The following is a 23,241-nucleotide window of genomic DNA, read 5'->3' on the forward strand; positions in this document are numbered from 1 at the left end:
ACCTCTCCGTGCGACGGTGGCCCGTAGCCGTCCGGCTACGGACCGGGGTCGGCTACGGGCTACCCATGCCACTCTCGGCCTATCCGAAAGCCTCATTAGTCACACGAATGCGCTGCCGCGACCGGTACCCTGCACCGCTCACCGCGCCGCCCACCGCCCACCGCACCGTGGCAAGGGCCGTAGGCCGGGTCACCACGGGCGCGGTGAGCGCGCCCTGGCGGGGCACGTGAGCGCCCCTGGCGGGAGGCGGACGCCGCGCCTAGCGGGAGGCGGACGCGGTCGCCGTACGGGCCGATTCGGTGCTGCCGGGCCGGTCGGCGACGGCTCCGCCGCCGGACCGCGCGGTCGGCCGGAAGGCCCATTCCATCCGCGGCTCCATCGCGAACCGGAACAACCGCTGGACGGGCGGTGTGCACAGGGCGGTCACCACGGCCACCGCCACCGCCGTCACCGCGACCTCCCCCAGCGGCCGGTGCAGCCATGGGTGGTCGTACCAGTCCCAGAAGCGGGAGCCCTTGGCCAGGAAGCCGTGCAGCAGATAGCCGTACAGCGTCCCGGCGCCGAGCGCCGTGAACCACATCCGGCGCCGGGGCACCCAGGCGAGGAAGCACACGGTGAGCACCATGGAGCAGCCGAAGAGGGCGAACGTCATCACCGGCCCGGCCCACCACGGCGCGCCGAGCTCCTGCGCGCTGTCCCGGCGGTAGAGCCACGCGGGGTTCATCCGCGGCACGGCCCAGTAGGCGAAGATCACCGCGGCGGCGGCCACCGGCACGGACAGCCGTCTGACCTCGCGTCGCCGCATCATCCGGAAGTGCTCCGGCCGCAAATGCAGCCCCAGCACGAAGAAGGGCAGGAACTGCAGCACCCGCTGCAGATCGAGGTCGTCACCGATATTCGGTGAACAGGTGGCGAGCGCGGCGACGAGGAGAGCCAGCGTCACCGGCCACCGCGCGATCCGCCACAGCGGCGTGGTCAGCCGCCAGACGAAGAGCGCGATCAGGAACCAGGTCAGGTACCAGGGGTCGAGCAGGGTGATCGGATAGGACGGATCGTCGCCCGCCCACCGCTTGAAGAAGGTGTACGCGACCTCGAAGAGGAGGTACGGGACGGCGACACCCGTGATCAGGCGCTTGAGCCGGTCCGGCCGGAAATCGAAACTCCGCGAGAAGTAGCCGGAGATGAGCACGAACGCCGGCATATGGAACGTGTAGACGGTCATATAGAGCGCGGACGCCGCTCTGCTGCCGCCCCGCAGGGGCTCCCACGCATGTCCCATCGCGACCAGCACGATCGCCAGGTACTTGGCGTTGTCGAAGAACGCGTCACGTTGTTTCGGCGCGGGGGACGAGGCCGGTACCGCCTCGGGGGGCGGGGTCGCCGGTGCCCGCCGCGCGGGCAGTAAGGACGAGACGTTCATCACATACTGCCCCCCGGGGAACCTGCGGGGAAAATCCCGCCTCTTTCCAGGTTTCGGCGGAGGGTTGCGGAGTGGAACATTCCACGCACCATAGCGGCGCCCGCCGCGCCTCGCCCGAAAAGGCTCAGCTCTCGCGTACGACGGTTTACACCCAGCCCAGCGCATCCTTCACCTCCTCGACTTGGGAACTTGTTTACCCCTCCGGGAAGTTCAGAGAGCGATGAAGAGGGCCGATCCGCCCGGCCTTGACCGACCCCGCCTGCTAACTTCTACACAACTGTAGATGCTAACGACCCTATGGAGTGTGAGTGGCCATGGCCCTGTGGGACCGCATCAAGGAATCCGCCCAGACGATGCAGACTCAGCTCGCCGAGAAGAAGAACGACTTGAAGAGCGGCGCGTTCCGCGACGCGAGCATGGCGATGTGTGCCCTGGTGGCGGCGGCGGACGGCTCGGTCGAGCCGTCCGAGCGGCAGCGTGTCGCCCAGCTGATCGCCACCAATGACGTGCTGCAGAACTTCCCGGCCGACGATCTGCAGCGGCGCTTCAACGACTACCTCAACAAGCTCACCGCCGACTTCGACTTCGGCAAGGTGAGCGTGATGCAGGAGGTCGCCAAGGCCAAGAAGAAGCCCGCCGAGGCGCGCGCCGTGATCCAGATCGGTATCGTCATCGGGGGCGCCGACGGCGACTTCGACAAGACCGAGCAGGCCATGGTCCGCGAGGCGTGCTACGCGCTGGACCTCCCGCCGGCCGAGTTCGACCTGTAAGGCGGCCCCGCACGCCATAAGCCGCACGTCGTCAGCGCCAAGCCGTAAGCCGCTGGGCATAAGCCGTAAGGCGCGTCCTACAGCGGCGTCGCGGCGTGCAGGACGAGGACCAGGGCGACCGCCGCGTTCGCCGACGACAGGGCGGACGCGGCCGTGCCCACCGCCGCGATCCACAGGGCCAGCCCCGCCGCCGTCCACGTCGGCGGCCAGTGCCGGGACGGCGGCACCGGCCCCAGCAGCGCCGCGACCCGTCGCGGCACCGGCCCCGGCGCGGCGGCGAACCCGGCGAGGGCCGGCCCGGGCGTGCCCTGGGAGACCAGGGCGGCCTTGCCGACCGCCCGCGCCGTGACCCGGCGGTCGCCGACCTCCCGGGCCGCCTCCTCGTCCGCCCAGCGCTCGGCGCAGTACTCCACCGCGGTCCGCAGCGGCCGCAGCAGCGGGTTGGCCCGCGCCGCGAGCTGTGCGGCCAGCAGATAGCGGTGGTGGCGGGCGGTCAGATGGGCGCGCTCATGCGCGATCAGGGCCCGCCGCTCGTGGGGGCTGAGGCTGTCCAGCATCCCGGTGGAGACCACGATCCGGCCCGGCTGCCCCGTCCGCCCGGACGTCCCGGGCAGCGCGTACGCGTACGCCTTGTCGTCCGGCAGCACCGCGACCGGTGACTCCGGCAGCCCGGCGAGCGCGAGCCGGGCGTCGCGCCGCACCCGTACATGGCGCAGACAGGTGGCCGTACCGGACACGGCCACCGCCACCAGCGCGCCGATCGCCGCCTTTCCGGCCACCGCGTCCCAGGGCACCGCCGCCCGTACTTCGGGGTCCGACCAGCTGTCCGGCAGCGGATTGCCCGGCAGTTGTGCCGTGCCGACGACCATGAGCAGCCCCAGGCACAGCGTGGAGCACACCGTAAGGACGGTGCCGACGAGCGTCAGCAGCCGGGTGGCGGTGCGCGGGTGGAGATGCTGTTCGGCGAGCCGGGCGATCGGCAGCGCCGTCAAGGGCAGAACCAGCGGGAGGAAGACGAAGACACCCATCGGTCAGTCCTCCGGCTCCTCCGCCACCTCGCTCAGCAGGTCGCGCAGCAGCCGCTCGTCGTCCTCGGTCAGCCCGGTCACAAAGCTGGCCAGGACCGCCTCACGGTCGTCCTGGCCGTCCAGCACCCGGCGCATCCGCAGCGCCGCGAGCCCCGCTTCGTCCGACGCCGCCCGCCAGACGAAGGAACGGCCCGCGCGTTCACGGGTCACGGCCTGCTTGGCGTGCAGCCGGGACAGGATCGTCATGACCGTGGTGTAGGCGAGCTCGCCCTCGATCCGCTCCTGCACCCATGCGGCGGTCACCGGCCCCGGCGCCCGGCGCAGCGCGGCGAGCACCTGCGCCTCCAGTTCGCCCTGGCCACGCCGACGGGGGCGGCGGGGCCAGCCGGGCCCGCCGGTCCGGTCGTGGTCCGTCACACCGTCTCCTTCCACACCGCACGCGCCCGGCGCGTGGCGCTACATGGTAACGAGCGACGGGCCGCCGCCTCCTCTTCCCCCCCGGGGCCCGGTCGTGCGTTCGCCCCTTTGGCCGGGCTGTACGCGCGGGCCCGGGCCGCCTCACCGATGCTGAGCAGGGGGACGACCCCGACGAAGGAACTCACTCAGCCATGACGCAGACGCAAGGCTCACTCGCGCGGCAGATCACCGACTACGCCCATCGTGCCGACCCGTACCCGATCTACGCCGAGCTGCGCAAGACGCCCGTGGTGCACGACGAGGAGGGCCCGTACATCGTCTCCACCTACTGGGAGATCCACGGTCTGCTGCACGACCCCCGGCTCAGCTCCGAGGCGCGCAATCTGGATCCCGAGGCCGCCCCGGAGCTGGTCGAGGAGGACGATCCGGGGCTGCCGCCCAGCTTCCTGCGGCTGGACCCGCCCGAGCACGACCGGCTGCGCCGGCTCGCGATGGCGCCCTTCGGCCCGCCGCACACCCCGCGCCGGCTCCACGCCATGCGCGGCGAACTCACCCGTATCGTCGGCGAGCTGATCGACGGCTTCGAGGGCAGGGACCGGATCGATCTCGTCGACCACTTCTCCTACCCCTTCCCGGTGACCGTGATCTGCCGGCTGCTCGGGGTGCCACGGGAGGACGAGCCGCGCTTCCACGCCTGGGCCGAGACCCTCGCCGTCGGTTTGGACCCCGACCCGGACGCGGACGCCGCCGAGCGGCGGCGGATCACCCGGCAGGCCCGTACGGAACTGGCGATGTACCTGTCCGAGCTGATGGAGGAGCGCCGCCGCGCACCCCGCGACGACATGCTCTCCGACCTGGTCAACGGGCAGGGCCCGGAGGGGCGGATGAGCCGTGTGGAGCTGCTGAGCACCGCGGCGCTGCTGCTGGTGGCGGGGCACGAGACCACCGTCAACCTCATCACCAACGGAATGCTGACCCTGCTGCGCAACCCCGATGTGCTCGCCCGGCTGCGCAAGGCTCCCCATCTGGTCGTCCCGCTGGTGGAGGAGCTGCTGCGGTTCGATCCGCCGGTGCAGATGCTTCCCCAGCGCACCCCGCTCTCGGAGATCGACATCGCGGGCGTGACCATCCCCAAGGGGGCGTCCGTCTGGCTGCTGCTGGCCTCGGGCAACCGCGATCCGCAGCGCTTCCTCGACCCCGACCGGTTCGATCCGCAGCGCAGGGACAACCAGCACCTCGGCTTCGGCAGCGGCATCCACAGCTGTTTCGGCGCCCCGCTGGCCCGGCTGGAGGCGCAGATCGCGCTGACCGAGCTGGCCCGGCGGCTGGATGCGCCCCGGCTGCTGGAGGACCCGCCGACCTACCGTCGCAACGCGGTGCTGCGCGGGCCCCGGCATCTGCCGATCGCCCTGGAGGGACTGCGGCCGAAGGCATCCCCGAACCGGTCCTCGAACGGGTCCCGGTGACGGCGGGGCTCAGCAGCCCGGGACCCGCCGGGCTCAGGAGTCCTGGGAGTACGGAACCGATGGGACCGACGGCAGGGTTCACCGCGAGCGGGACGCGGACGTACTCGTCCCGGCCGCGTCCGTCACGTCCCTGTCCGTCCCGGCCGCGTCCTTCTCGGCCCGGGCGGCGATGTTCCGGGCCATACCGCCGAAGACGAGGGCGTGGAAGGGCGCGACCGACCACCAGTAGAGGTGTCCGGCGAGGCCGCGCGGATGGAACAGCGCCCGCTGCCGGTACACCGTCCCGCCCCGCGCGTCCCGGTCGACCGTCATCTCCAGCCAGGCCAGGCCCGGCAGCCGCATCTCGGCCCGCAGTCGCAGCAGCCGGGGCGGCAGGACCTCCTCCACCCGCCAGAAGTCGAGGCTGTCCCCCACCCTGAGCCGCGCCGCGTCGCGGCGGCCCCGGCGCAGTCCGACGCCGCCCACCAGGGTGTCGATCCAGCCGCGCAGCGCCCAGGCGAGCGGCATCGAGTACCACCCGTTCTCCCCGCCGATCCCCTCCACCACCCGCCAGACGTCCTCCGGCGAGGCGTCCACCGCGCGTGCGCGGCGGTCCTGGTAGAGACTGCCGCCCGCCCAGTCGGGGTCGGTGGGCAGCGGATCGCCGGCCGCGCCGGGGGTGGCGGCGGAGGACCAGCGGGTGGCCACCTCCGCGTCGCGGACCCGCCGCAGAGCCAGCTCCAGCGCCCGGTCCACACCGAGCGGCCCGCCCGGCGGGTCCGGCACATAGCGGACGATGTCCCGTTCGGCGCACACCACTTCATGGCGCAGCGACTCCACCAGCGGGCGGGCGATGGCACCCGGTACGGGGGTGACCAGGCCGACCCACAGACTGGACAGCCTGGGGGTGAGCACTGGCACCGGTGCGACCAGACGCCGCCGCAGCCCGGTCACCTCCGCGAATCGCCGCATCATGTCGAGGTAGGTGAGGACGTCGGGGCCGCCGATGTCGAAGGTCCGGTGCACCTCGTCCGGCAGCGTGGCGCAGCCCACCAGCAGCCGCAGCACATCGCGGACGGCGATCGGCTGGGTGCGGGTGTGCACCCAGCGGGGCGTCACCATCACCGGCAGCCGCTCGGTGAGATAGCGGAGCATCTCGAACGAGGCCGAGCCCGAGCCGACGATCACCCCGGCCCGCAGGACGGCCGTCGGCACCCCGGAGTCCAGCAGCACCCGGCCCACCTCGGCCCGGGAGCGCAGATGGGGCGAGAGCGCGCGCTCGGGGACCCCGACCGGGGTCAGCCCGCCGAGATAGACGATCCGGCGGACCCCCGCGGCCCGGGCCCGTTCGCCGAAGATCCGGGCGGCGCGGCGGTCGGTCTCCTCGAAGCCGGGTCCGGTGCCCAGCGCGTGGACCAGGTAGTACGCGACGTCCACGCCCTCCAGGGCGGCGCCGATGGACTCCTCGTCGGTCACATCGCCGCGTACGGTCTCCGCCCGCCCCGCCCAGGGGTGATCGCGCAGTTTCTCGGGCGAGCGGGCCACACACCGCACCTGATGCCCCGCGGCCAGCAGCTCGGGGACCAGCCTGCCGCCGATATAGCCGGTGGCCCCGGTGACCAGACAGCGGCGCGGCTCCGGCGCGCGGTCCGGCGCACCATCCACCGCTCGATCCGGCTCCGGCGGACGCTCGGGAACAGCCATGAGGCCATGGTGCGCGGGCAGGACAAAACCTGCGAGGTGGGCTCCCTTCGGCGGCATTGTCCGTATCAGGTAGTGGAGGTCGCTCTCCGGTCTCCCCGACCTTCGAGCCTCTCAGCACGGCCATCTAGGAAACACTCCGGGGGACTTACGTCCTCTGTCCTGAGCGCCTCTCCGGTCGAGCTCCCTCGCTCGCCCCGCAGGCTGTTATTTACGTTACTCCGTCCCCCTTTGAGTGCCTAGCCCCTTTCAGGCATTTTTTCCGTTTTCCCGGGCCCGGTGAAGACCCGGCGAAGATCGGCCCCGCCCCGGCACTCGGGCGCCTTGGCTGCGCCGGGAGGGGCTTGCCCGGTAGGCTTTCCGTGTGATCTTCAAGCGCATCGGAAACGGTCGGCCCTATCCCGACCACGGACGGGAAAGCACCCGCCAGTGGGCGGATGTCGCCCCACGCCCGGTACGTCTTGACCAGTTGGTCACGACGAAGCAGCAGCTCGACCTGGAGACGCTGCTCGCGGAGGACTCGACGTTCTACGGGGACCTCTTCGCCCATGTCGTGAAATGGCAGGGCGACCTCTATCTGGAGGACGGGCTGCACCGGGCGGTGCGCGCCGCGCTCCAGCAGCGCCAAGTGCTGCACGCGCGCGTCCTGGAGCTCGAGGGCTGACCGCGCCCGCGCCCCCGGTGACCGATCGTCGCTGATCGACTTCCGATCTCTGTTGACCCTTTCGGGTTGGTCTGAGCACCAACCATTGATCATTTAGTAGGCATCGCCACCTGGCCGCACTACGCTGCGCTCATGAGCATGCTGACCCCTCCCGGCATGGGCGGAAAGTACCGCATTACGGGCGATCGCTACCCGCGGATGAGCCGACCCCGGAGCCGCCGGCGGCTGATGTTCGCCGCATTCGGCTCGGTCCTGACGCTCGGCCTGGTCGGCTGGGGAACACTTCAGCTCATCGACGTCTTCTCCGGCGACAGCGACGACCAGACGGTCCGCGCGGCGCGCGGCACCGGGGACTGCGAGCGCGGCGACAAGCGCCCCGACGAGAAGGCGAAGTCCGGCCGGTCCGACAGCGGCCAGAGCGGTCAGGGCGGCCGACAGGGCCGTACGGGCGGGAAACTGCCCAAGCCCTCCCAGATCACGGTCAACGTCTACAACGCGACCACGCACTCCGGCCTCGCCAAGGACACCGCGAAGGAGCTGGAGAAGCGCGGCTTCAAGATCGGGAAAGTGGGCAACGCCCCGGCCGAGTACGACAAGAAGGTCAAGACCGCCGGGATGCTGCTCGGCGCCCCTGGCGCCGGCGACGGGGCCTTCAATGTGCTCGGCACTCAGCTCAGCGGCGCCCAGACCAAGAACGACGCGCGCAACGGCAAGGACATCGATCTGATCATCGGCAACAGTTTCAAGGACCTGGTCAAGCAGAAGGACGCCGACAAGGCGCTGGCCGCCCTGGCCAAGCCCTCGCCCGCGCCCTCCGGAAAGCCCTGCCGCTGACCCGGCGCCGACCACTCGCGTGCGAGCACCCTGGGGCCGCTGACCGCCGGGGAGTGCCCTTAAGCGGTACTCAGCCCACAGCCCCTTCGAGCGGTGCTCAGCCCGCGCTCCCGTACATCCGGTCACCCGCGTCGCCGAGCCCGGGCACGATGTACCCCTGCTCGTTGAGCCGCTCGTCGATGGACGAGGTGACCACCGTCACCGGCGCGCCCGCCAGCTCGCGCTCCATGAGCTCGACACCCTGCGGCGCCGCCAGCAGACACAGCGCCGTCACGTCATCGGCGCCCCGCGCTATCAGCTCCTTGATCGCCGCGACCAGCGTCCCGCCGGTGGCGAGCATCGGGTCCAGGACGTAGACCTGACGGCCGGAGAGGTCCTCGGGCATCCGGGTGGCGTAGGTGGACGCCTGGAGCGTCTCCTCGTCACGGATCATGCCCAGGAAACCGACCTCCGCGGTGGGCAGCAGCCGCACCATGCCGTCGAGCATCCCGAGACCGGCCCGCAGGATCGGCACGACCATGGGGCGCGGATGGGACAGCCGTACTCCGGTCGTGGCCGTCACCGGGGTCTCGATGTCGACCTGCTCGGTGCGCACATCGCGCGTGGCCTCGTACGCGAGCAGGGTCACCAGCTCGTCGGCGAGCCGCCGGAAGGTGGGGGAGTCGGTGCGCTTGTCGCGCAGCGTGGTGAGTTTGTGCGCCACCAGCGGGTGGTCGACGACGTGGATCCGCATGGCGACGACACTAACCGAGCCTCCGGAGCCCGGCTGCCGCCGGTGACCCCGTCCGCCCCCTCCGTGCGCCTCCCTCGCGCTCAACCGTCTGCCGCCGCACTGGAATCAAACCGCCGTTTCGGGGGAAAGTGGGCAGCAGCGCCCGGGGTGCTCCCGGGCGACACCTCGGCCCCGAGGAGTGATTGACCATGGCCGAAGCGACCGCGAAGGAAACCTCCGCGGAACGCCGCCGCCGCCGCGACCGCTTCCTGCGCGCGTTGAACGAGGCCAGAGCGGTGCGGAACCGGGTGCGTCCCCGCCAGGCCCGCGCGGCCCGGATGCGCCGGGCGATACACATGCGGACCTTTTCCTGGTGATCTCTGGTGGGCTTCCACCGAACCGCCGGAGGGGGTTTCCGCGCGTTTCGATTCCGTCCGCGTGAGCCACATCTCTTTGGACTGGTGCACGACGCAGCGTGGAAGACCTCTCGCGACGCGACGGTTTCTGCCACGATTCCGATTGGGGCGGGACACTGTCCCGCCCGCCCCGGCACGCCTATGACCAGTGGGAGAGTCACGGTGTACTTCGCCGCATTGCTCGCGCGCACCGCAGAAGGGTGGGAAGCGAGCGACACAGAGCTCGACGACGTGGAAACCCTGACGGATCTGATCGAACTGGCCCGTCTGGCCTCCAAGGACGACGACACGGTTTTGGCCTTCGTCGAGCACGAAGACGCGTGGTTCGGCGTCGTCCGCGTGGACGGCGAGGACGACCCGCACATCTACGTATCGGACGCGGCAGCCGCCGCCCGCACCTCGTACGGCTCGATGCTCACCGACGAGCTGCTCGGCCGGGACCCCGACGACGATCTGGACAGCCTGGTCGACCTGGACGGCACCGAGGACGGCGAGCCGGACCGGGACGACGAGGACGCGGACGACGCCCCGGTCCCGCTCGGCCCGCTCGGCGACGCCGACATCCTGGCCGACTACGGCATGGACGAGAAGGAGCTGAAGTCCCTCGACGGGGACGCCCTCGAATCGATCGCCGAGATGCTGGGCTGCAGCATGGAGGGGCTGGAGGCGGTGCGCTGACCACCGCAGCCATGCCACCCACCCCGTCACCGCACTGATCCAAGTGATCCACACGAATAGCGAACCGAACCGATCCGCACGAACCGATCCACACTGACGTCATGACCGATCCGCTGACCGGCCTCCTGCCCGGCCCCGAACCCGACCCCCTGCGCGATCCCTGGCGCGCCCCGATGCGCCTGGCGCTGGAGGAGGCGGTACGGGCACCCGAGACGGGGGATGTGCCGGTGGGCGCCGTCGTGCTGGGCCCGGACGGCTCGGTACTCGGCCGCGGCCGCAACGAGCGCGAGGCCCACGGCGACCCCACGGCCCACGCCGAGGTCCTCGCCCTCCGAGCCGCCGCCCACCACCTCGGCGGCTGGCGGCTGACCGGCTGCACCCTGGTGGTCACCCTGGAGCCGTGCACGATGTGCGCCGGCGCGATCGTCCTGTCCCGCCTGGACCGGCTGGTCTACGGCGCCGTGGATGAGAAGGCCGGCGCGGTCGGCTCCCTCTGGGACGTCGTCCGCGACCGCCGCCTCAACCACCGCCCCGAGGTCATCGCGGGCGTCCTGGCGGAGGCGTGCGCGGCCCCCCTGACCACCTTCTTCCGCAAATCCTGACCCCTGCGCCCGGTCCCGTCCCGGAACCGTCCCGGAACCGATTTCGGTTACCGGCCACCCGTCCGCTAGGCTCTCCCTCGGTAGCGTGTCCGAGCGGCCGAAGGAGCGCGCCTCGAAAGCGCGTGAGGGGGCAACTCCTCCGTGGGTTCAAATCCCACCGCTACCGCTCTTACGCCCCCCCTGACTTGCGGAAACGCAGTCAGGGGGGTGTTTTGCGTGTGGACGTGCCCACACAGGCGGGTGGACACGTTCAGGCATGTGGGCCCGTATGACCCCAAACTGGCCTGCTGATACGGCCATCGATGGCAGAACCCACCGTGGGACCCGGCCTCGAGGATCTGGCTGCATGGGCATCTCCGCACAGTGGCCGTGAGGCGTCGCCGGGGCCGGCCCGCGTCTCCACGGGCCTCCAGCAGTCGCCTTAGCGCCTTGAGCACCCATCCCCGCCCGTGCCGAGCCGGCCAACGACTGCACCTCGGCGACAGTGCCCGCCCAGGGCCGTGTGGGCACAGGCGGGCCCCGAATGCAACGGGTCCGGATCTGTGAGATCAGCGGAGGGTGACATCGATGACCTCTACTCCTGATGTGCCCTTCCCCGGTACTGCACGCAGTTAGGGCCCGGGCCGGCGTATGCGCCGAGGCTGAGGGGCTGCGCGGGTCTGGTCCCCGCCCGAGCCGCTCCGCGCCATCGGGGCGCTTGCCACAGGCGCGCCCAGGGCCGCGGGTCGCTGCGGCGAGGCGTCGTTACGCACCCCGCCGCCCACGGCAGTCCGGCGTAGGCGAAGCCGCGCCGGACGCTGGACAACAGGATCGACACCGGCGTCAGCTTCTCCGGCGTGGCCGTTCTCCCACGCCCGACTCTCCGGGAGCCGCACCACGCGGTTCACCGTGACATACGTACGGCGGGAGCCGACCGGACGGCGCATCGGCAGCTCCTCGCGCGGCTGCGCATGCTCCGCGTGGCCTGCGCAGGCCGGACGGACACATGGGCATGACTCAGGTCGTCGGCATCAGCCCAGCGGCGGCATCCCCTGCCCACACCCGCGTTAGCCGGAGGTTAGCGGGGCGGCAGCCCTGCGGTAGTGGCCCCGACCAGAGTGGTCGACGTACCGAGGAGACAACGACACCAACCACCCCGGGGGGACCCGAAATGAGCTCCAGCAACACTGTCCGCACCGCTCGTCGCCGCACCCTGCGCGTTGCCGCCGCGGCCCTGATCGCCGCCGCCGGCCTCAGCCTGACCGCCTGCTCCGGCTCGGAGGACACCGCCGGCAAGAAGCCCGCGGCCGTCACCGAGTCCTCCTCCACCGGGGCGCAGGGCTCCGATGTCAAGGTCGACACCAAGGCGGGCGCCGCGGGCAAGGCGGCATCCCCGTCCCATACCGAGACCCTGGTGGACGGCAGCACGGCCAAGATCTACGAGCTCGGCGAACAGCACTACCGCCTGAAGATCGTTAACGACGGTGACGTGCTGGCCACGCTGGAGGCCAACGGGCACGACGCCGGTCTCGACGCCAATGACATGTTCGTCGTGATCACGGCGGGCGGCGAGGTCCGCTCCTGGATGGGCGGCGGACAGCAGGGACCGGGCACGTTCGAGCTCGCGGGCGGCTGGACGGCCAAGGTCACGAAGGTCGGCGAGCTGCATTACCGTGCGAAGATCTACGGCTTCGAGGGCGAGGCCGCCACGATCGAGGCGAACCAGCAGGACACCGGTCTCGACGCCAACGGCGGGTCCATCGTGCTCAGCGCCGGCGGTGTGATCAGCGCCCACGAGTAATCCCACCGCTACCGCTCTGAAGAACGTAGGGCCCGGTTCGTACGAACCGGGCCCTACGTGTGTGCGGGGGTCGTCCCCTCCCGTCAGGGGCCGGACGGGGGCGGCTGCTGCGGGGGTTGCTGCTGGTTGGGGTCGGGCTGCTGCTGTGGCTGGTCCTGCGGGGGCTGGTTCGGAGGCGGCTGGTTCGGCGGGGGCTGGTTCGGGGGCGGCGGGGGCGGGGGCTGGTTGGGCGGGGGCTGGTTGGGCGGCGGCTGGTTGGGCGGGGGCTGGTTGGGCGGCGGCTGATTCGGGGGCGGCTGATTCGGGGGCGGCTGATTGGGCGGGGGCTGGTTCGGCGGGGGCTGCGGCTGCTGCTGGCCCGGATCCGTGGGCTGGTCCTGGGGCTGCTGCTGACCCGGGTCGGAGGGCTGGTCCTGGGGCTGCTGGCCCGGATCCGACGGCTGATCCTGCGGCTGGGGCTGCTGGCCCGGGTCCGTGGGCTGGTCCTGGGGCTGCTGGCCCGGATCCGACGGCTGATCCTGCGGCTGGGGCTGCTGGCCCGGGTCCGTGGGCTGGTCCTGCGGCTGCTGGCCCGGATCCGACGGCTGATCGGAGGGCTGCGACTGCTGCGAGGGGGTCGCGGACGGGCGATCGGTCTCCAGCGGGGTGAACCGGTCGGACGGCTTCAGGCTGACCTTCGGCGCTTCCCGCAGACGCGGGGCGTGCTGCTCGCCCGGCATCGCCAGGGTGGACGGGTAGTCGGCCCGTGCCAGCACGGTGTCGCGCGGGTTCTCGCTGCCGTCACCGTCGCCGAGCGGGCGCTTCAGGAGCTCGGTTTTGCCGGTTCCCACCAGGACGAGGTGCTTGACGTCCTTCGTGGCCGGCCGGATGACGGTCACCGTGGTCCGGGAGAAACCGTTCCACTGGGGCCCGGTGAAGGTCGGCTTGGCGTTGCGCGGCGGGGCCGAGACCCTAACGGGATTTCCGGAGTCGCACTTCACGACGGGCGCGCCGTGCTCATCGACGAAAACCGCCGTTCCGGCCTGGAGGACGGCGGACACCGGCTTCACCCCGCCGCGGTAGCCGTAGGTCTTCGCATAGGTGTCGGAGCGCAGTGTGACGCTCGTGAGCCGCTGGACGAAGCCGGGGATGTCGTCCTGGCCGATGTTCTGGACCCGGCTCCAGGCGGCCCCCTTCTTCTTGTCGGCGTCGAGGTCATGGGTCAGTCCCTGCCGGTCGCAGGGCTGCCGGTTCCGGACGCCGGTGTAGAGACCGGGAGTGTCGCCGCGGAAGGCCCGGCCTCCGTTGGACGGCGAGACCACGCGTTTGCGGTCATGGCCCACGGAGGAGGTGAACGCGGGAACCGAGGTCCTTCCGACGGGTTCGCGCCGGTATTCGACCGTCGAGGCGAATCGGGGGGCTTCCCCGGAAGCCTCTCTGGAGGCTTTCCCGGATGCCTTTTCGGAGGAGGAGACCATCCCAAGGACCACCACGACGGCCACCACGACGACGAAACCGACGAAGACTGCTGAGCGACGTGAGGTGAGGTGCCATGAGATTGAGCGCATTTCCCTCTCCTTCCCTTACCTCGCCCCCCATCCTGCGCTCGCCCCGCACGCCCCCGCTTCCCCCGAAACCTTGACATCTCACCCCACTTTTGGGGGACTTGGCCCGTGTTTGCCCGCCGCTGCCCGCAGAACCGCCCCCGGTCCGGTGGCCCGGACCGGGGGCGGTCGCTACCCCTCGCGGTCTGTGTGCGGCGCTCCCTCCGACCATGTCGGATGTTCGCCACGTATCTAGACTAAACGGACCTGCTCCAGTTGGCAGGGGAACGGACCGGAGAACGGACGGCAGCCGAGGAGGACCCGGATGAGCGGTGCTGTCGTGGCGGGGGTCGACGGATCGCAGCGCAGCCTTACGGCGGCCGAGTGGGCCGCGCGGGAGGCGGCACGGCGCGGGCGCGTGCTGCGGCTCGTGCACGCCAGTCCGCCGCTGCCGCGCAGGGTCTCACCGGTGCCCGGGGCGGACGCCTGGCAGTACGTGGGCGAGCAGATGCTCGGGCAGACGGTCGCCGACTTCCGGGCGCGCGATCCGGACCTTGAGATCGACGGGGAGCACATCGCCGCCGAACCGGCCGAGGCGCTGCTCACGGCCGCCGCGGGCGCCGGGCTGCTGGTGGTCGGGGCCCGGGGCTGGGGAGGCTTCGACGGGCTGGCGGTGGGCTCCGTGGCGCTGCGGGTGGCGGCGATGGCTCAGTGCCCGGTCGTCACGGTCCCGGAGGCGCGGCGTACGGGCGGCGGATGGGACGGTGCGCATACGGACGAGGTGCAGCTCGGCTTCGACGCGCATGCTCCGGCGGAGGCGCCGGCCGACTTCGCGTTCCGCGCCGCCCAGGAGCGGGGCGTGCCGCTGCGGGTCGTGCATGCGTGGGCGCTGCCCCCGGCCTCCCCGTCGGTCTGGATGCTCACGGTGCTGGAGGAGGACCGCGCGATGTGGGAGGACCAGGAGAGCCAGGTGGTCTCCGACGCCCTGCGGCCGTGGCGGGAGAGATATCCGGAGGTCACGGTGGTGCCGGACGTCATTCTGCTCAATCCGGCGGAGGCGCTGGTGAGGGCCTCGGAGCGGGCCGGGCTGCTGGTGATCGGGCGCCGTGCGGCCACCCGGCCGACCGAGCTGCGGCTGGGGCCGGTCGCCCACCCCGTACTGCACCACGCCCACTGCCCGGTGGCGGTCGTGCCGCATCCCGCGCTCTGAGCGCTCAGCCGAAGAACACCCCGAATTCGGAGTAGAGCGCGGGATCGACGGTCTTGGTGCCCGCCGTGGCCTCCGCGAGCGGTATGCGCACGATGTCCGTGCCGCGCAGCGCCACCATCGTGCCGAAGTCCTGGTCCTTGACGGTGTCGATCGCGCGCAGCCCGAAGCGGGTGGCCAGCCAGCGGTCGAAGGCACTGGGCGTGCCACCGCGCTGGATATGGCCCAGGACCGTGGTGCGGGCCTCCTTGCCGGTGCGATCGGCGATCTCATGGGCCAGCCACTCGCCGATACCGGACAGCCGGACATGGCCGAACTCGTCCAGGCTGGAGTCCTTGACCACCATCTGCCCCTTCTTCGGCACGGCTCCCTCCGCGACCACCACGATCGGTGCGTACCTGATCTTGAAGCGGTTCTCCACCCAGGCGCAGACCTGGCCGATGTCGAAGGGCTGCTCGGGGATGAGGATGACGTTGGCACCGCCCGCGATCCCCGAGTGCAGCGCGATCCAGCCGGCGTGCCGCCCCATCACCTCGACCACCAGGGCGCGGGTGTGGGATTCGGCGGTGGTGTGCAGCCGGTCGATCGCCTCGGTGGCGATATTGACGGCGGTGTCGAAGCCGAAGGTGTAGTCGGTGCCGGCCACGTCGTTGTCGATCGTCTTGGGCACCCCGACCACCCGGATGCCCTCGCCGCCCAGCGCCGCGGCGACTCCGAGCGTGTCCTCGCCGCCGATCGCGATCAGCGCGTCCACCTCGTACTCGGCGAGGGTCTCCCGCACTCTGCCGACGCCGTCCTCGCCGGCCAGGGGGTTGGTCCGGGAGGAGCCGAGGATGGTGCCGCCGCGCGGCAGGATGCCGCGCACGGCCGGGACGTCCAGCGGCACGATGGCTCCTTCGAGCACGCCGCGCCAGCCGTCCCGCACGCCGACGAACTCGAAGCCGTGCACCTCCACGCCCTTTCGGACGATGCCGCGGATCGCGGCGTTGAGCCCGGGGCAGTCACCGCCGCCGGTCAGCACACCGACACGCATCTCCGCTCCCTCCGCCGACGCCGCGAGCCGCTGCCCCCGCTCCTTCTGCCGCCGCTCCTTCTGGCGCCACTCGTGCCACCCCCTCTTTCTCCAGAATCCACCCTTTTGTAGCGCGGCGCCCACACCGGCGAAGGACCGTTTCCACAACATCAGTCTGTTCATCCGACTGATACGACTGATGCGCCAGAGGTGTGGATAGACTCTCGCGACTGCACAAGGGCACAGCGGGAGAGGCAGCACAGATGGCCCAGGCGAAGAAAATCGTGCTCTATACGCTGATCGTCTTCGTGCTGTACACGATCATCAAGACGCCGGCCAGGGCGGCCGACCTCGTCCAGGTCGGTTTCGAGGGCATATCGGACGCCGCCACGAGCGTAGGCGAGTTCATGACGGAACTGACCAAATAGCCTCGGTCCACCCCGCTCCCACCTCTCGAACTGCCACCCCATTTAGCCCCTTATTGGGCGATCCCTCCACCAACACGTGGTAAAGCGGTGCTTGCACACAGTGCACATGTCTTGTGATGCTATGACCGCTTTTGCCGGGTGTGTAACCGTGAAGGGGTGGCGTGACCGTGTCGGCCCGTACCGCGCCCAGAACCCCGCCCCAGGGCGATGGCGGCAGCGAAAGCGGCAGAAGCCGCGGGGCTGACGCCAGAGCGCTCACCCAGGTGCTCTTCGCCGAGCTCTCGGGCCTCACCCCCGGAACTCCCGAGCACACCCGCGTGCGCGCCGCGCTGATCGAGGCCAATCTGCCGCTGGTCCGCTACGCCGCGGCCCGCTTCCGCAGCCGCAACGAACCCATGGAGGACGTGATCCAGGTCGGCACCATCGGCCTGATCAACGCGATCGACCGGTTCGACCCGGACCGCGGGGTGCAGTTCCCGACGTTCGCCATGCCGACCGTCGTCGGCGAGATCAAGCGCTACTTCCGCGACAACGTCCGCACCGTCCATGTGCCGCGCCGGCTGCATGAGCTGTGGGTGCAGGTCAACGGCGCGACCGAGGACCTGACCGTGCTGCACGGCCGCTCCCCGACGACGGCCGAGATCGCCGAGCGGCTCAAGCTCAGCGAAGAGGAGGTGCTCGCCTGCATCGAGGCGGGCCGCTCCTATCACGCCACTTCCCTGGAGGCCGCCCAGGAGGGCGACGGCCTTCCCGGGCTGGTCGACCGGCTCGGCTACGAGGATCCGGCGCTCGCCGGAGTCGAGCACCGCGATCTGGTGCGCCATCTCCTCGTACAACTGCCCGAGCGCGAGCAGCGTATCCTTTTGCTGCGTTACTACAGCAATCTGACGCAGTCTCAGATCAGCGCCGAGCTCGGCGTCTCCCAGATGCATGTGTCCCGGCTGCTGTCCCGCAGCTTCGCCAGGCTGAGGTCCGCGAATCGGATCGAGTCCTGATCCTTGCGAGGGGCCTGCGCCCCGGCACCTCAAGGCTGTAATGTCGACTTGGCGCTACAGCGTGTTGCCGACATGTGACATTCTGCAGGAACCGCGTTTGACGGGGCCCGACCTCCGGTATTCAGGGGGAGGCTGCGTCGGACGCGAACCGCGCAGCTGGGATCCGTCCGCGACCTCTAGGGGGTGGCATGTCCGTAGAACTGGGCAGCTCGAAGGTGCTCAACAACGACGCACCGCTGATGCCTGACGACTGCGACGCCATCGACACCCGCACCCTCTCCCGCTCCCTCTTCCTGCGGCTCGCCACACTCGACAAGGACAGTGCGGAGGCCGGCTACGTCCGTGACACCCTCATCGAGCTGAACCTCCCGCTCGTCCGCTACGCGGCGGCCCGGTTCCGCAGCCGTAACGAGCCGATGGAGGACATCGTCCAGGTCGGCACCATCGGCCTGATCAAGGCGATCGACCGCTTCGACTGCGAACGGGGCGTGGAGTTCCCGACGTTCGCCATGCCGACCGTCGTGGGCGAGATCAAGCGGTTCTTCCGTGACACCAGCTGGTCGGTGCGGGTCCCGCGGCGGCTGCAGGAGCTGCGGCTGGCACTCACCAAGGCCAGTGACGAGCTGTCACAGAAGCTCGACCGCTCCCCGACCGTCCCCGAGCTCGCCACGGCGCTGGGCGTCTCGGAGGAGGACGTGGTCGACGGGCTCGCGGTGGGCAATGCCTACACGGCCAGCTCGCTGGACTCCCCGTCCCCCGAGGACGACGGCGGCGAGGGGTCGCTCGCCGACCGGCTGGGGTACGAGGACAGCGCGCTGGAGGGCGTGGAGTACCGCGAGTCGCTCAAGCCCCTGCTGGCCAAACTGCCGCCGCGCGAGCGCCAGATCATCATGCTGCGCTTCTTCGCCAATATGACGCAGTCGCAAATCGGCGAAGAGGTCGGGATCTCCCAGATGCATGTCTCCCGGCTCCTCACCCGGACCCTGGCCCAGCTGCGCGAGGGCCTGATCTCGGACTGAGCCGGACCGACCGGTCGCCCTGTCGGATCCCTGTACACCTGACGGGCCGTCAGACACACTGGCCCGATGCGATACGCATCGAGCCGGACAACCGGCCGCCGAGGCACGGCGCTTGCCTCCTCGGCGGCCGCGCTGTGCCTGGGGGCCCTGCTCAGCGGCTGCGGCGGAGGCGGCGACGGCTATGTCGCCACCGGGGCGGCCGGGCCCGACGGCCAGCGGAGCGCGAAGGCCGTACCGCCCAAGGGCGGCGTCGACCTGGTGCCCCTGGACGAGGACGGCACAGGGAACGATCGCGACGGTAAGGGCGGCACGGGCGGGAAGCGCGATCGGGGCGCGTCCGGCCCCACCGCCACCGGGGACGGCAGAACAGACGGACCGGCCTCGCGGGCACCCTCGGCATCGACACAGGCCCCCGGCCGTACCAACAGCCCGGGCGGCGGGAAGGGCGGCTCCGGGACCCCAGGGCGTACGGACGACGGGCCCAAGGGCGACGACGGACCCAACGGCGACGGACCCGATGGCAACGGGCCTGGCGAGCCCTCGCCCTCCGGACCCGGTTCAGACCCCTCGGACCCTTCCGGCTCCCCCACGCCCACCGGACCGGCCGTCCTCGAAGTCGGTAAGCCGGAGCGCACGGCGACCGATGAGCGCTGGTGCGAGAAGGTGAAGGTCGAGTTCCACAACACCGGAGGATCCGCTGTCGCCTCGGGCACCGTCACCTTCTCGACGCATGTGATCGACCTCCTCGGCATCGACTGGGCGACGCTGAAATCCGAGGAAGAGCTGCCCGCGCCGATCGGCGCGGGTCAGAAGAAGGAGAAGACCTGGACGGTGTGCGTGGACGACTGGCGGGTGCCGCTGGGCATGCATATCGAGACCAGGGACGTCTCGGTCACCTGGAAGCCGTAATGCCGACCCGGCAGCCGTAAGGGGCGCGGGAGCTCATGCCCCCGCTGGAAGCGTCAGGGTTTCGAGGCTCAGCCCAGCGCGAGCCAGGCCACCGCGGCGACGATCACGACCGCCGCGATCACACCGACGATCACACCGACGCGCGAACCGCCGCTCGATCCGGTGGACGCCTGAGGCTGCCGCGTGCCCTCGTCGACGAAGGCGCGGAACATCTGAGTGGAACCGGACGGGTCCTGGTTGCCGTTGGGGCTCTGGGGGTTGTTCGCCATGGGCCCCGACCCTAGCGAACGAGCGGATTCCGGGACACCCCCGGGTCTCGGCGGCACCGCACGCCCCGGCCACCCCACTTGACCGACTCCAGAACGACTCTTTAACGGCAATTTACCGCCCAGACCGCCCTTTCATTTGCCTGTTGCAACTAACTTCTTCTATGGTTGCCTCAAGCAACTGACCAATCCCTCTGGGGGGTGCCGTGGCCACACAGCGCCACTACGAGGAGCTGGCCCGGCAGCTCAGCGCCATCGGCACCGTCAAGCGCGGCCTCGGGCGCGTCCTGCCGGCCGACTGCCCATCCGGCGCCGCCATCGTCCTGATGCTCCTCGACCGCAACGGCGAGATGCGCATGAGCAAGCTCGCCGAGCTGCTCGACATCGACATGTCGGTGACCAGCCGGCATGTGGCGCATGTCGCGGACCGCGGCTGGGTGGACCGCAAGCCCGACCCGCTCGACCGGCGGTCGCGGCTGCTGAGCATCAACGCCAGCGGACGAACCCTGCTCGGTCAGGTCTCCGAGCGCTACACGGACGCGCTCGCCAGCTGTCTGAGCGACTGGTCGGACGAGGACGTCGACCACCTCAACGAACTTCTCGACCGCTTGCGGACGAGTTTCGGGGACACGCGTTCCCGGGCCGTGCCGCATCAGGCCGAGACCAGCATCACCCGTACACCTTCGCAACGTTAAGGAACTTCATGGCAACGACCACACCGGACGGCGGTGTGCGGGGACCCGCGGGGCACCCCGCCCACGCCAAGCACGGCGGAGGAGGGCACCGGGGCCATCACGGCCACGACGCGGACTCCTCGGCGCCGATGACCCACCGGCAGATCATGGAGGCGCTCTCCGGGCTGCTGCTGGGGATGTTCGTCGCGATCCTGTCGTCGACGATCGTCTCCAACGCGCTGCCCGAGATCATCGCCGATCTCCACGGCGGCCAGTCCGCCTACACCTGGGTCGTCACCGCCACCCTGCTGGCCATGACCGCCGCCACCCCGCTGTGGGGCAAGCTCTCCGATCTGTTCAGCAAGAAGCTGCTGGTCCAGATAGCCCTGCTGATCTATGTCGCGGGCTCCGTGGTGGCCGGTCTGTCGCAGAACCCCGGCATGCTGATCGCCTGCCGTGTGGTGCAGGGCGTCGGCGTCGGCGGTCTGTCCGCCCTGGCCCAGGTCGTCATGGCGGCGATGATCTCCCCGCGTGAGCGCGGCCGGTACAGCGGCTACCTCGGCGCGACCTTCGCCGTCGCGACCGTCGGCGGTCCGCTGCTGGGCGGCGTGATCACCGACACCTCCTGGCTGGGCTGGCGCTGGTGCTTCTACGTCGGCGTTCCGTTCGCCGTCATCGCGCTGATCGTGCTGCAGAAGACCCTGAAGCTCCCGGTGGTCAAGCGGGACGTCAAGGTCGACTGGAGCGGCGCCTTCTTCATCAGCGCGGCGGTCTCGCTGCTGCTGCTCTGGGTGACCTTCGCGGGCGACAAGTACGACTGGATCTCGTGGCAGACCTACGCGATGGTCGGCGGTTCGATCGCGCTCGGTCTGATCTTCATCCTGATCGAGTCCAAGGCGCGCGAGCCGATCATCCCGCTGCGGCTGTTCCGCAACAAGACGATCACCCTCGCCTCGCTGGCGTCGCTCTTCGTCGGTATCGCGATGTTCTCCGGCACCGTCTTCTTCAGCCAGTACTTCCAGCTGGCACGCGGTGAGACGCCCACCATGTCGGGCGTCATGACCATCCCGATGATCGGTGGCCTGTTCATCTCCTCGACCGTCTCCGGTCAGGTCATAACCAAGACCGGTCGCTGGAAGGCATGGCTGGTCATCGGTGGTGTGCTGGTGACGGCGGGCCTCGGGCTGCTGGGCACCATCCGGTACGACACCCCGTACTGGCACATGGCGATCTACATGGCGCTCATGGGCCTCGGCATCGGCATGATGATGCAGAACCTGGTGCTGGCCACCCAGAACCAGGTGGCCCCGCAGGACCTCGGCGCGGCCAGTGCCGTCGTCACCTTCTTCCGCTCCCTGGGCGGTGCGGTGGGCGTCTCGGCGCTCGGCGCGGTGCTCGCCAACCGCGTCACCCACTACGTCAAGGACGGCCTGACCGACCTCGGCCCCAAGGGCGCCGCACTGGGCCACGCCGGCACCGGCGGCGGTGGCATCCCCAACGTCAAGACGATGCCCGAGCCGCTGCGCACGATCACGGAGAGCGCCTACGGCCACGGTGTCGGGGACGTCTTCCTCTTCGCCGCCCCGGCCGCGCTGCTCGGCCTTCTGCTGACCCTGTTCATCAAGGAGGTCGCCCTGAAGACCAACTCCGGCTCCCAGCAGTCCGCCGCGGCCACCTCGGACGCCCCGGCCGCCGACGCCACCCCGGCCGACGCGATGGCGGCCACGGCCGCCGCCGGACAGGTCGCCGACCTCGAGCCCGCGCTCGTGGGCGCCCCGGCCGCCGGGGTGCCCGAGCCGGACTCCTACGGCGCCCTCGCGGCCGCCGCCCCGCAGCGCCTGGCGGCCTTCGCCTCCGCCGGGGGCGACGGCGCGGACCATCAGCCCCGGCAGGGTGTGCACGGCTTCGTGCGGAACGCGGACGGCGGCCCCGTCGCCCGCGCCGCGGTGACGCTGATCTCGCTCGCCGGACGGCAGTTGGGCCGTTCGGTGGCCCACCCCGACGGCTCGTACGCCCTGGACGCGCCGAGCTCCGGCTCGTACGTCCTGATCGCGGCGGCCGACGGCCACCAGCCGCAGGCGTCCACGATCGTGGTCGGGGACGACCCGCTCGGCTTCGACATCGTCCTGTCGGGCACCAGCGGTCTGGTGGGCACCGTGCGCGGCGCCGCCGACGGCCGTCCGGTCGACGCGGCGATGGTCGTGGTCACCGATGTCCGCGGCGAGGTGCTGGCCACCGGGAAGACCGGTGAGCAGGGCGACTTCGGCTTCGAGGAGCTGGTCTCCGGGACCTTCACGCTCGCGGTGAACGCGCCGGGCTACCGGCCCGCCGCCCTGCCCGTCGAGGTGGGCGCCCAGGGTCTGACCCGGGTGGAGATAGCCCTGCAGGCCGGTGCCCGGGTGCAGGGCATAGTCCGGGCCGGTGCCGACCGGCGCCCGCTGCCCGACGCGCGGGTCACCCTCGTGGACGCGGCCGGGAACGTGGTCGCCACCTCCACCACCGGCGAGGACGGCGCCTACGCCTTCACCGACCTGGACGCGGGCGACTACACGGTCATCGCGAGCGGCTACCCGCCGGTCGCGGGGGCGCTGACGGTCTCCGGGCCGGGCGTCGACGGCCACGACGTCGAGCTCGCCCACCCGGGCGAGTGACGGAACTCCGGGCCCGGGGCGCGTAAGAGCGGAGACGCGCCCCGGGCCCGGTCCGGGTGGCGGATTTTTCCGCCGGTCCCGGAACCCGGA

At 70.8% G+C, this 23,241-nt stretch carries 23 protein-coding genes, 1 tRNA gene and 1 riboswitch; of the genes, 16 read left to right on the top strand and 8 right to left on the bottom strand.

The genetic code is table 11. The annotated features are described in order from the left end of the window. Positions 1 to 259: 259 nt before the first annotated feature. Complete coding sequence (locus CGL27_RS23550) at positions 260 to 1,420, bottom strand: acyltransferase family protein (protein WP_119989811.1); 1,161 nt, start codon at positions 1,418 to 1,420, stop codon at positions 260 to 262. A gap of 314 nt (positions 1,421 to 1,734) precedes the next feature. Here CGL27_RS23550 and CGL27_RS23555 point away from each other — a divergent pair, with 314 nt between their 5' ends. Then, a complete protein-coding gene (locus CGL27_RS23555) occupies positions 1,735 to 2,190 on the top strand; it encodes a TerB family tellurite resistance protein (protein WP_078642305.1) in 456 nt (151 codons plus the stop codon). A 77-nt stretch (positions 2,191 to 2,267) separates the two neighbouring features. On the opposite strand, the gene CGL27_RS23560 is transcribed toward CGL27_RS23555, so the two are convergent. Both CGL27_RS23560 and CGL27_RS23565 read right to left on the bottom strand, forming a co-directional pair. After that, complete coding sequence (locus CGL27_RS23560; protein ID WP_078642306.1) at positions 2,268 to 3,218, bottom strand: M56 family metallopeptidase; 951 nt, start codon at positions 3,216 to 3,218, stop codon at positions 2,268 to 2,270. 3 nt (positions 3,219 to 3,221) lie between these two features. Next, positions 3,222 to 3,635, bottom strand: coding sequence for a BlaI/MecI/CopY family transcriptional regulator (locus tag CGL27_RS23565; RefSeq protein WP_119989813.1), 414 nt, complete (start codon positions 3,633 to 3,635; stop codon positions 3,222 to 3,224). Between the two features lie 191 nt (positions 3,636 to 3,826). Between CGL27_RS23565 and CGL27_RS23570 the strand changes: the two genes are divergently transcribed. Next, a complete protein-coding gene (locus CGL27_RS23570) occupies positions 3,827 to 5,101 on the top strand; it encodes a cytochrome P450 (RefSeq protein WP_119989815.1) in 1,275 nt (424 codons plus the stop codon). Positions 5,102 to 5,179: 78 nt separating this feature from the next. Here CGL27_RS23570 and CGL27_RS23575 read toward each other — a convergent pair whose 3' ends face one another. Then, positions 5,180 to 6,784 (bottom strand): SDR family oxidoreductase, encoded by a 1,605-nt coding sequence (locus tag CGL27_RS23575; RefSeq protein WP_240450611.1) that lies wholly within the window; start codon positions 6,782 to 6,784, stop codon positions 5,180 to 5,182. Between the two features lie 25 nt (positions 6,785 to 6,809). After that, positions 6,810 to 6,981: riboswitch (TPP riboswitch) on the bottom strand. 164 nt (positions 6,982 to 7,145) lie between these two features. On the opposite strand from CGL27_RS23575, the gene CGL27_RS23580 reads away from it, so the two are divergent. Both CGL27_RS23580 and CGL27_RS23585 read left to right on the top strand, forming a co-directional pair. Further along, positions 7,146 to 7,445 (top strand): type II toxin-antitoxin system VapB family antitoxin, encoded by a 300-nt coding sequence (locus CGL27_RS23580; protein WP_014061825.1) that lies wholly within the window; start codon positions 7,146 to 7,148, stop codon positions 7,443 to 7,445. Positions 7,446 to 7,577: 132 nt separating this feature from the next. Then, entirely contained in the window at positions 7,578 to 8,279 is a 702-nt protein-coding gene (locus CGL27_RS23585; protein WP_078642310.1) for a LytR C-terminal domain-containing protein, read from the top strand. A 97-nt stretch (positions 8,280 to 8,376) separates the two neighbouring features. Here the strand turns inward: CGL27_RS23585 and upp are convergent, their stop codons facing one another. Next, a complete protein-coding gene (gene upp / locus CGL27_RS23590; protein ID WP_078642311.1) occupies positions 8,377 to 9,012 on the bottom strand; it encodes a uracil phosphoribosyltransferase in 636 nt (211 codons plus the stop codon). Between the two features lie 188 nt (positions 9,013 to 9,200). On the opposite strand from upp, the gene CGL27_RS50150 reads away from it, so the two are divergent. The 5 genes from CGL27_RS50150 (at position 9,201) to CGL27_RS23610 (ending at position 12,467) form a co-directional block, all read left to right on the top strand. Further along, positions 9,201 to 9,368, top strand: coding sequence for a hypothetical protein (locus CGL27_RS50150; RefSeq protein ID WP_162953053.1), 168 nt, complete (start codon positions 9,201 to 9,203; stop codon positions 9,366 to 9,368). Between the two features lie 180 nt (positions 9,369 to 9,548). Next, a complete protein-coding gene (locus tag CGL27_RS23595; RefSeq protein WP_162953054.1) occupies positions 9,549 to 10,085 on the top strand; it encodes a hypothetical protein in 537 nt (178 codons plus the stop codon). A gap of 101 nt (positions 10,086 to 10,186) precedes the next feature. Continuing rightward, complete coding sequence (tadA, locus tag CGL27_RS23600; RefSeq protein ID WP_059148221.1) at positions 10,187 to 10,687, top strand: tRNA adenosine(34) deaminase TadA; 501 nt, start codon at positions 10,187 to 10,189, stop codon at positions 10,685 to 10,687. A 79-nt stretch (positions 10,688 to 10,766) separates the two neighbouring features. Continuing rightward, positions 10,767 to 10,853 (top strand) — tRNA-Ser (locus tag CGL27_RS23605). Between the two features lie 984 nt (positions 10,854 to 11,837). Next, positions 11,838 to 12,467, top strand: a complete 630-nt coding sequence (locus CGL27_RS23610; RefSeq protein ID WP_119989819.1) for a hypothetical protein — start codon at positions 11,838 to 11,840, stop codon at positions 12,465 to 12,467. A gap of 83 nt (positions 12,468 to 12,550) precedes the next feature. On the opposite strand, the gene CGL27_RS50155 is transcribed toward CGL27_RS23610, so the two are convergent. Further along, complete coding sequence (locus CGL27_RS50155) at positions 12,551 to 14,014, bottom strand: DUF6777 domain-containing protein (protein WP_162953055.1); 1,464 nt, start codon at positions 14,012 to 14,014, stop codon at positions 12,551 to 12,553. A gap of 301 nt (positions 14,015 to 14,315) precedes the next feature. On the opposite strand from CGL27_RS50155, the gene CGL27_RS23620 reads away from it, so the two are divergent. Beyond that, a complete protein-coding gene (locus CGL27_RS23620; protein ID WP_119989822.1) occupies positions 14,316 to 15,200 on the top strand; it encodes a universal stress protein in 885 nt (294 codons plus the stop codon). Between the two features lie 4 nt (positions 15,201 to 15,204). On the opposite strand, the gene CGL27_RS23625 is transcribed toward CGL27_RS23620, so the two are convergent. Then, positions 15,205 to 16,230, bottom strand: coding sequence for a 6-phosphofructokinase (locus CGL27_RS23625; protein ID WP_078642317.1), 1,026 nt, complete (start codon positions 16,228 to 16,230; stop codon positions 15,205 to 15,207). A gap of 242 nt (positions 16,231 to 16,472) precedes the next feature. On the opposite strand from CGL27_RS23625, the gene CGL27_RS50160 reads away from it, so the two are divergent. From CGL27_RS50160 to CGL27_RS23640, 4 genes are all read left to right on the top strand, one after another. Continuing rightward, entirely contained in the window at positions 16,473 to 16,637 is a 165-nt protein-coding gene (locus CGL27_RS50160; protein ID WP_162953056.1) for a hypothetical protein, read from the top strand. Positions 16,638 to 16,798: 161 nt separating this feature from the next. Beyond that, positions 16,799 to 17,632 carry an RNA polymerase sigma factor SigF gene (locus tag CGL27_RS23630; RefSeq protein WP_059147253.1) on the top strand — a complete coding sequence of 278 codons (834 nt, stop codon included), beginning with the start codon at positions 16,799 to 16,801 and terminating at the stop codon, positions 17,630 to 17,632. 188 nt (positions 17,633 to 17,820) lie between these two features. Beyond that, positions 17,821 to 18,651 (top strand): RNA polymerase sigma factor SigF, encoded by an 831-nt coding sequence (locus CGL27_RS23635; protein ID WP_078642318.1) that lies wholly within the window; start codon positions 17,821 to 17,823, stop codon positions 18,649 to 18,651. A gap of 66 nt (positions 18,652 to 18,717) precedes the next feature. Further along, positions 18,718 to 19,560, top strand: a complete 843-nt coding sequence (locus tag CGL27_RS23640) for a hypothetical protein (RefSeq protein WP_119989824.1) — start codon at positions 18,718 to 18,720, stop codon at positions 19,558 to 19,560. A gap of 68 nt (positions 19,561 to 19,628) precedes the next feature. Here CGL27_RS23640 and CGL27_RS23645 read toward each other — a convergent pair whose 3' ends face one another. Beyond that, positions 19,629 to 19,829, bottom strand: a complete 201-nt coding sequence (locus CGL27_RS23645; RefSeq protein ID WP_059147250.1) for a hypothetical protein — start codon at positions 19,827 to 19,829, stop codon at positions 19,629 to 19,631. A gap of 203 nt (positions 19,830 to 20,032) precedes the next feature. Between CGL27_RS23645 and CGL27_RS23650 the strand changes: the two genes are divergently transcribed. Both CGL27_RS23650 and CGL27_RS23655 read left to right on the top strand, forming a co-directional pair. Next, a complete protein-coding gene (locus CGL27_RS23650) occupies positions 20,033 to 20,521 on the top strand; it encodes a MarR family winged helix-turn-helix transcriptional regulator (protein ID WP_078642320.1) in 489 nt (162 codons plus the stop codon). A gap of 8 nt (positions 20,522 to 20,529) precedes the next feature. Beyond that, complete coding sequence (locus CGL27_RS23655; RefSeq protein ID WP_078642321.1) at positions 20,530 to 23,151, top strand: MFS transporter; 2,622 nt, start codon at positions 20,530 to 20,532, stop codon at positions 23,149 to 23,151. Positions 23,152 to 23,241: the final 90 nt, after the last annotated feature.

The sequence above is a fragment of the Streptomyces sp. 11-1-2 genome, assembly GCF_003595545.1.
Lineage (GTDB): Bacteria > Actinomycetota > Actinomycetes > Streptomycetales > Streptomycetaceae > Streptomyces > Streptomyces hygroscopicus_B.

Excerpts from the sequence above, each read along its gene's own strand:
- CGL27_RS23550 (WP_119989811.1), bottom strand. The coding sequence starts at position 1,420 with ATGAACGTCTCGTCCTTACTGCCCGCGCGGCGGGCACCGGCGACCCCG.
- CGL27_RS23555 (WP_078642305.1), top strand. The coding sequence starts at position 1,735 with ATGGCCCTGTGGGACCGCATCAAGGAATCCGCCCAGACGATGCAGACT.
- CGL27_RS23560 (WP_078642306.1), bottom strand. The coding sequence starts at position 3,218 with ATGGGTGTCTTCGTCTTCCTCCCGCTGGTTCTGCCCTTGACGGCGCTG.
- CGL27_RS23570 (WP_119989815.1), top strand. The coding sequence starts at position 3,827 with ATGACGCAGACGCAAGGCTCACTCGCGCGGCAGATCACCGACTACGCC.
- CGL27_RS23575 (WP_240450611.1), bottom strand. The coding sequence starts at position 6,784 with ATGGCTGTTCCCGAGCGTCCGCCGGAGCCGGATCGAGCGGTGGATGGT.
- CGL27_RS23585 (WP_078642310.1), top strand. The coding sequence starts at position 7,578 with ATGAGCATGCTGACCCCTCCCGGCATGGGCGGAAAGTACCGCATTACG.
- upp (WP_078642311.1), bottom strand. The coding sequence starts at position 9,012 with ATGCGGATCCACGTCGTCGACCACCCGCTGGTGGCGCACAAACTCACC.
- CGL27_RS50150 (WP_162953053.1), top strand. The coding sequence starts at position 9,201 with ATGGCCGAAGCGACCGCGAAGGAAACCTCCGCGGAACGCCGCCGCCGC.
- CGL27_RS23595 (WP_162953054.1), top strand. The coding sequence starts at position 9,549 with ATGACCAGTGGGAGAGTCACGGTGTACTTCGCCGCATTGCTCGCGCGC.
- tadA (WP_059148221.1), top strand. The coding sequence starts at position 10,187 with ATGACCGATCCGCTGACCGGCCTCCTGCCCGGCCCCGAACCCGACCCC.
- CGL27_RS23610 (WP_119989819.1), top strand. The coding sequence starts at position 11,838 with ATGAGCTCCAGCAACACTGTCCGCACCGCTCGTCGCCGCACCCTGCGC.
- CGL27_RS50155 (WP_162953055.1), bottom strand. The coding sequence starts at position 14,014 with ATGCGCTCAATCTCATGGCACCTCACCTCACGTCGCTCAGCAGTCTTC.
- CGL27_RS23620 (WP_119989822.1), top strand. The coding sequence starts at position 14,316 with ATGAGCGGTGCTGTCGTGGCGGGGGTCGACGGATCGCAGCGCAGCCTT.
- CGL27_RS23625 (WP_078642317.1), bottom strand. The coding sequence starts at position 16,230 with ATGCGTGTCGGTGTGCTGACCGGCGGCGGTGACTGCCCCGGGCTCAAC.
- CGL27_RS50160 (WP_162953056.1), top strand. The coding sequence starts at position 16,473 with ATGGCCCAGGCGAAGAAAATCGTGCTCTATACGCTGATCGTCTTCGTG.
- CGL27_RS23635 (WP_078642318.1), top strand. The coding sequence starts at position 17,821 with ATGTCCGTAGAACTGGGCAGCTCGAAGGTGCTCAACAACGACGCACCG.
- CGL27_RS23640 (WP_119989824.1), top strand. The coding sequence starts at position 18,718 with ATGCGATACGCATCGAGCCGGACAACCGGCCGCCGAGGCACGGCGCTT.
- CGL27_RS23645 (WP_059147250.1), bottom strand. The coding sequence starts at position 19,829 with ATGGCGAACAACCCCCAGAGCCCCAACGGCAACCAGGACCCGTCCGGT.
- CGL27_RS23655 (WP_078642321.1), top strand. The coding sequence starts at position 20,530 with ATGGCAACGACCACACCGGACGGCGGTGTGCGGGGACCCGCGGGGCAC.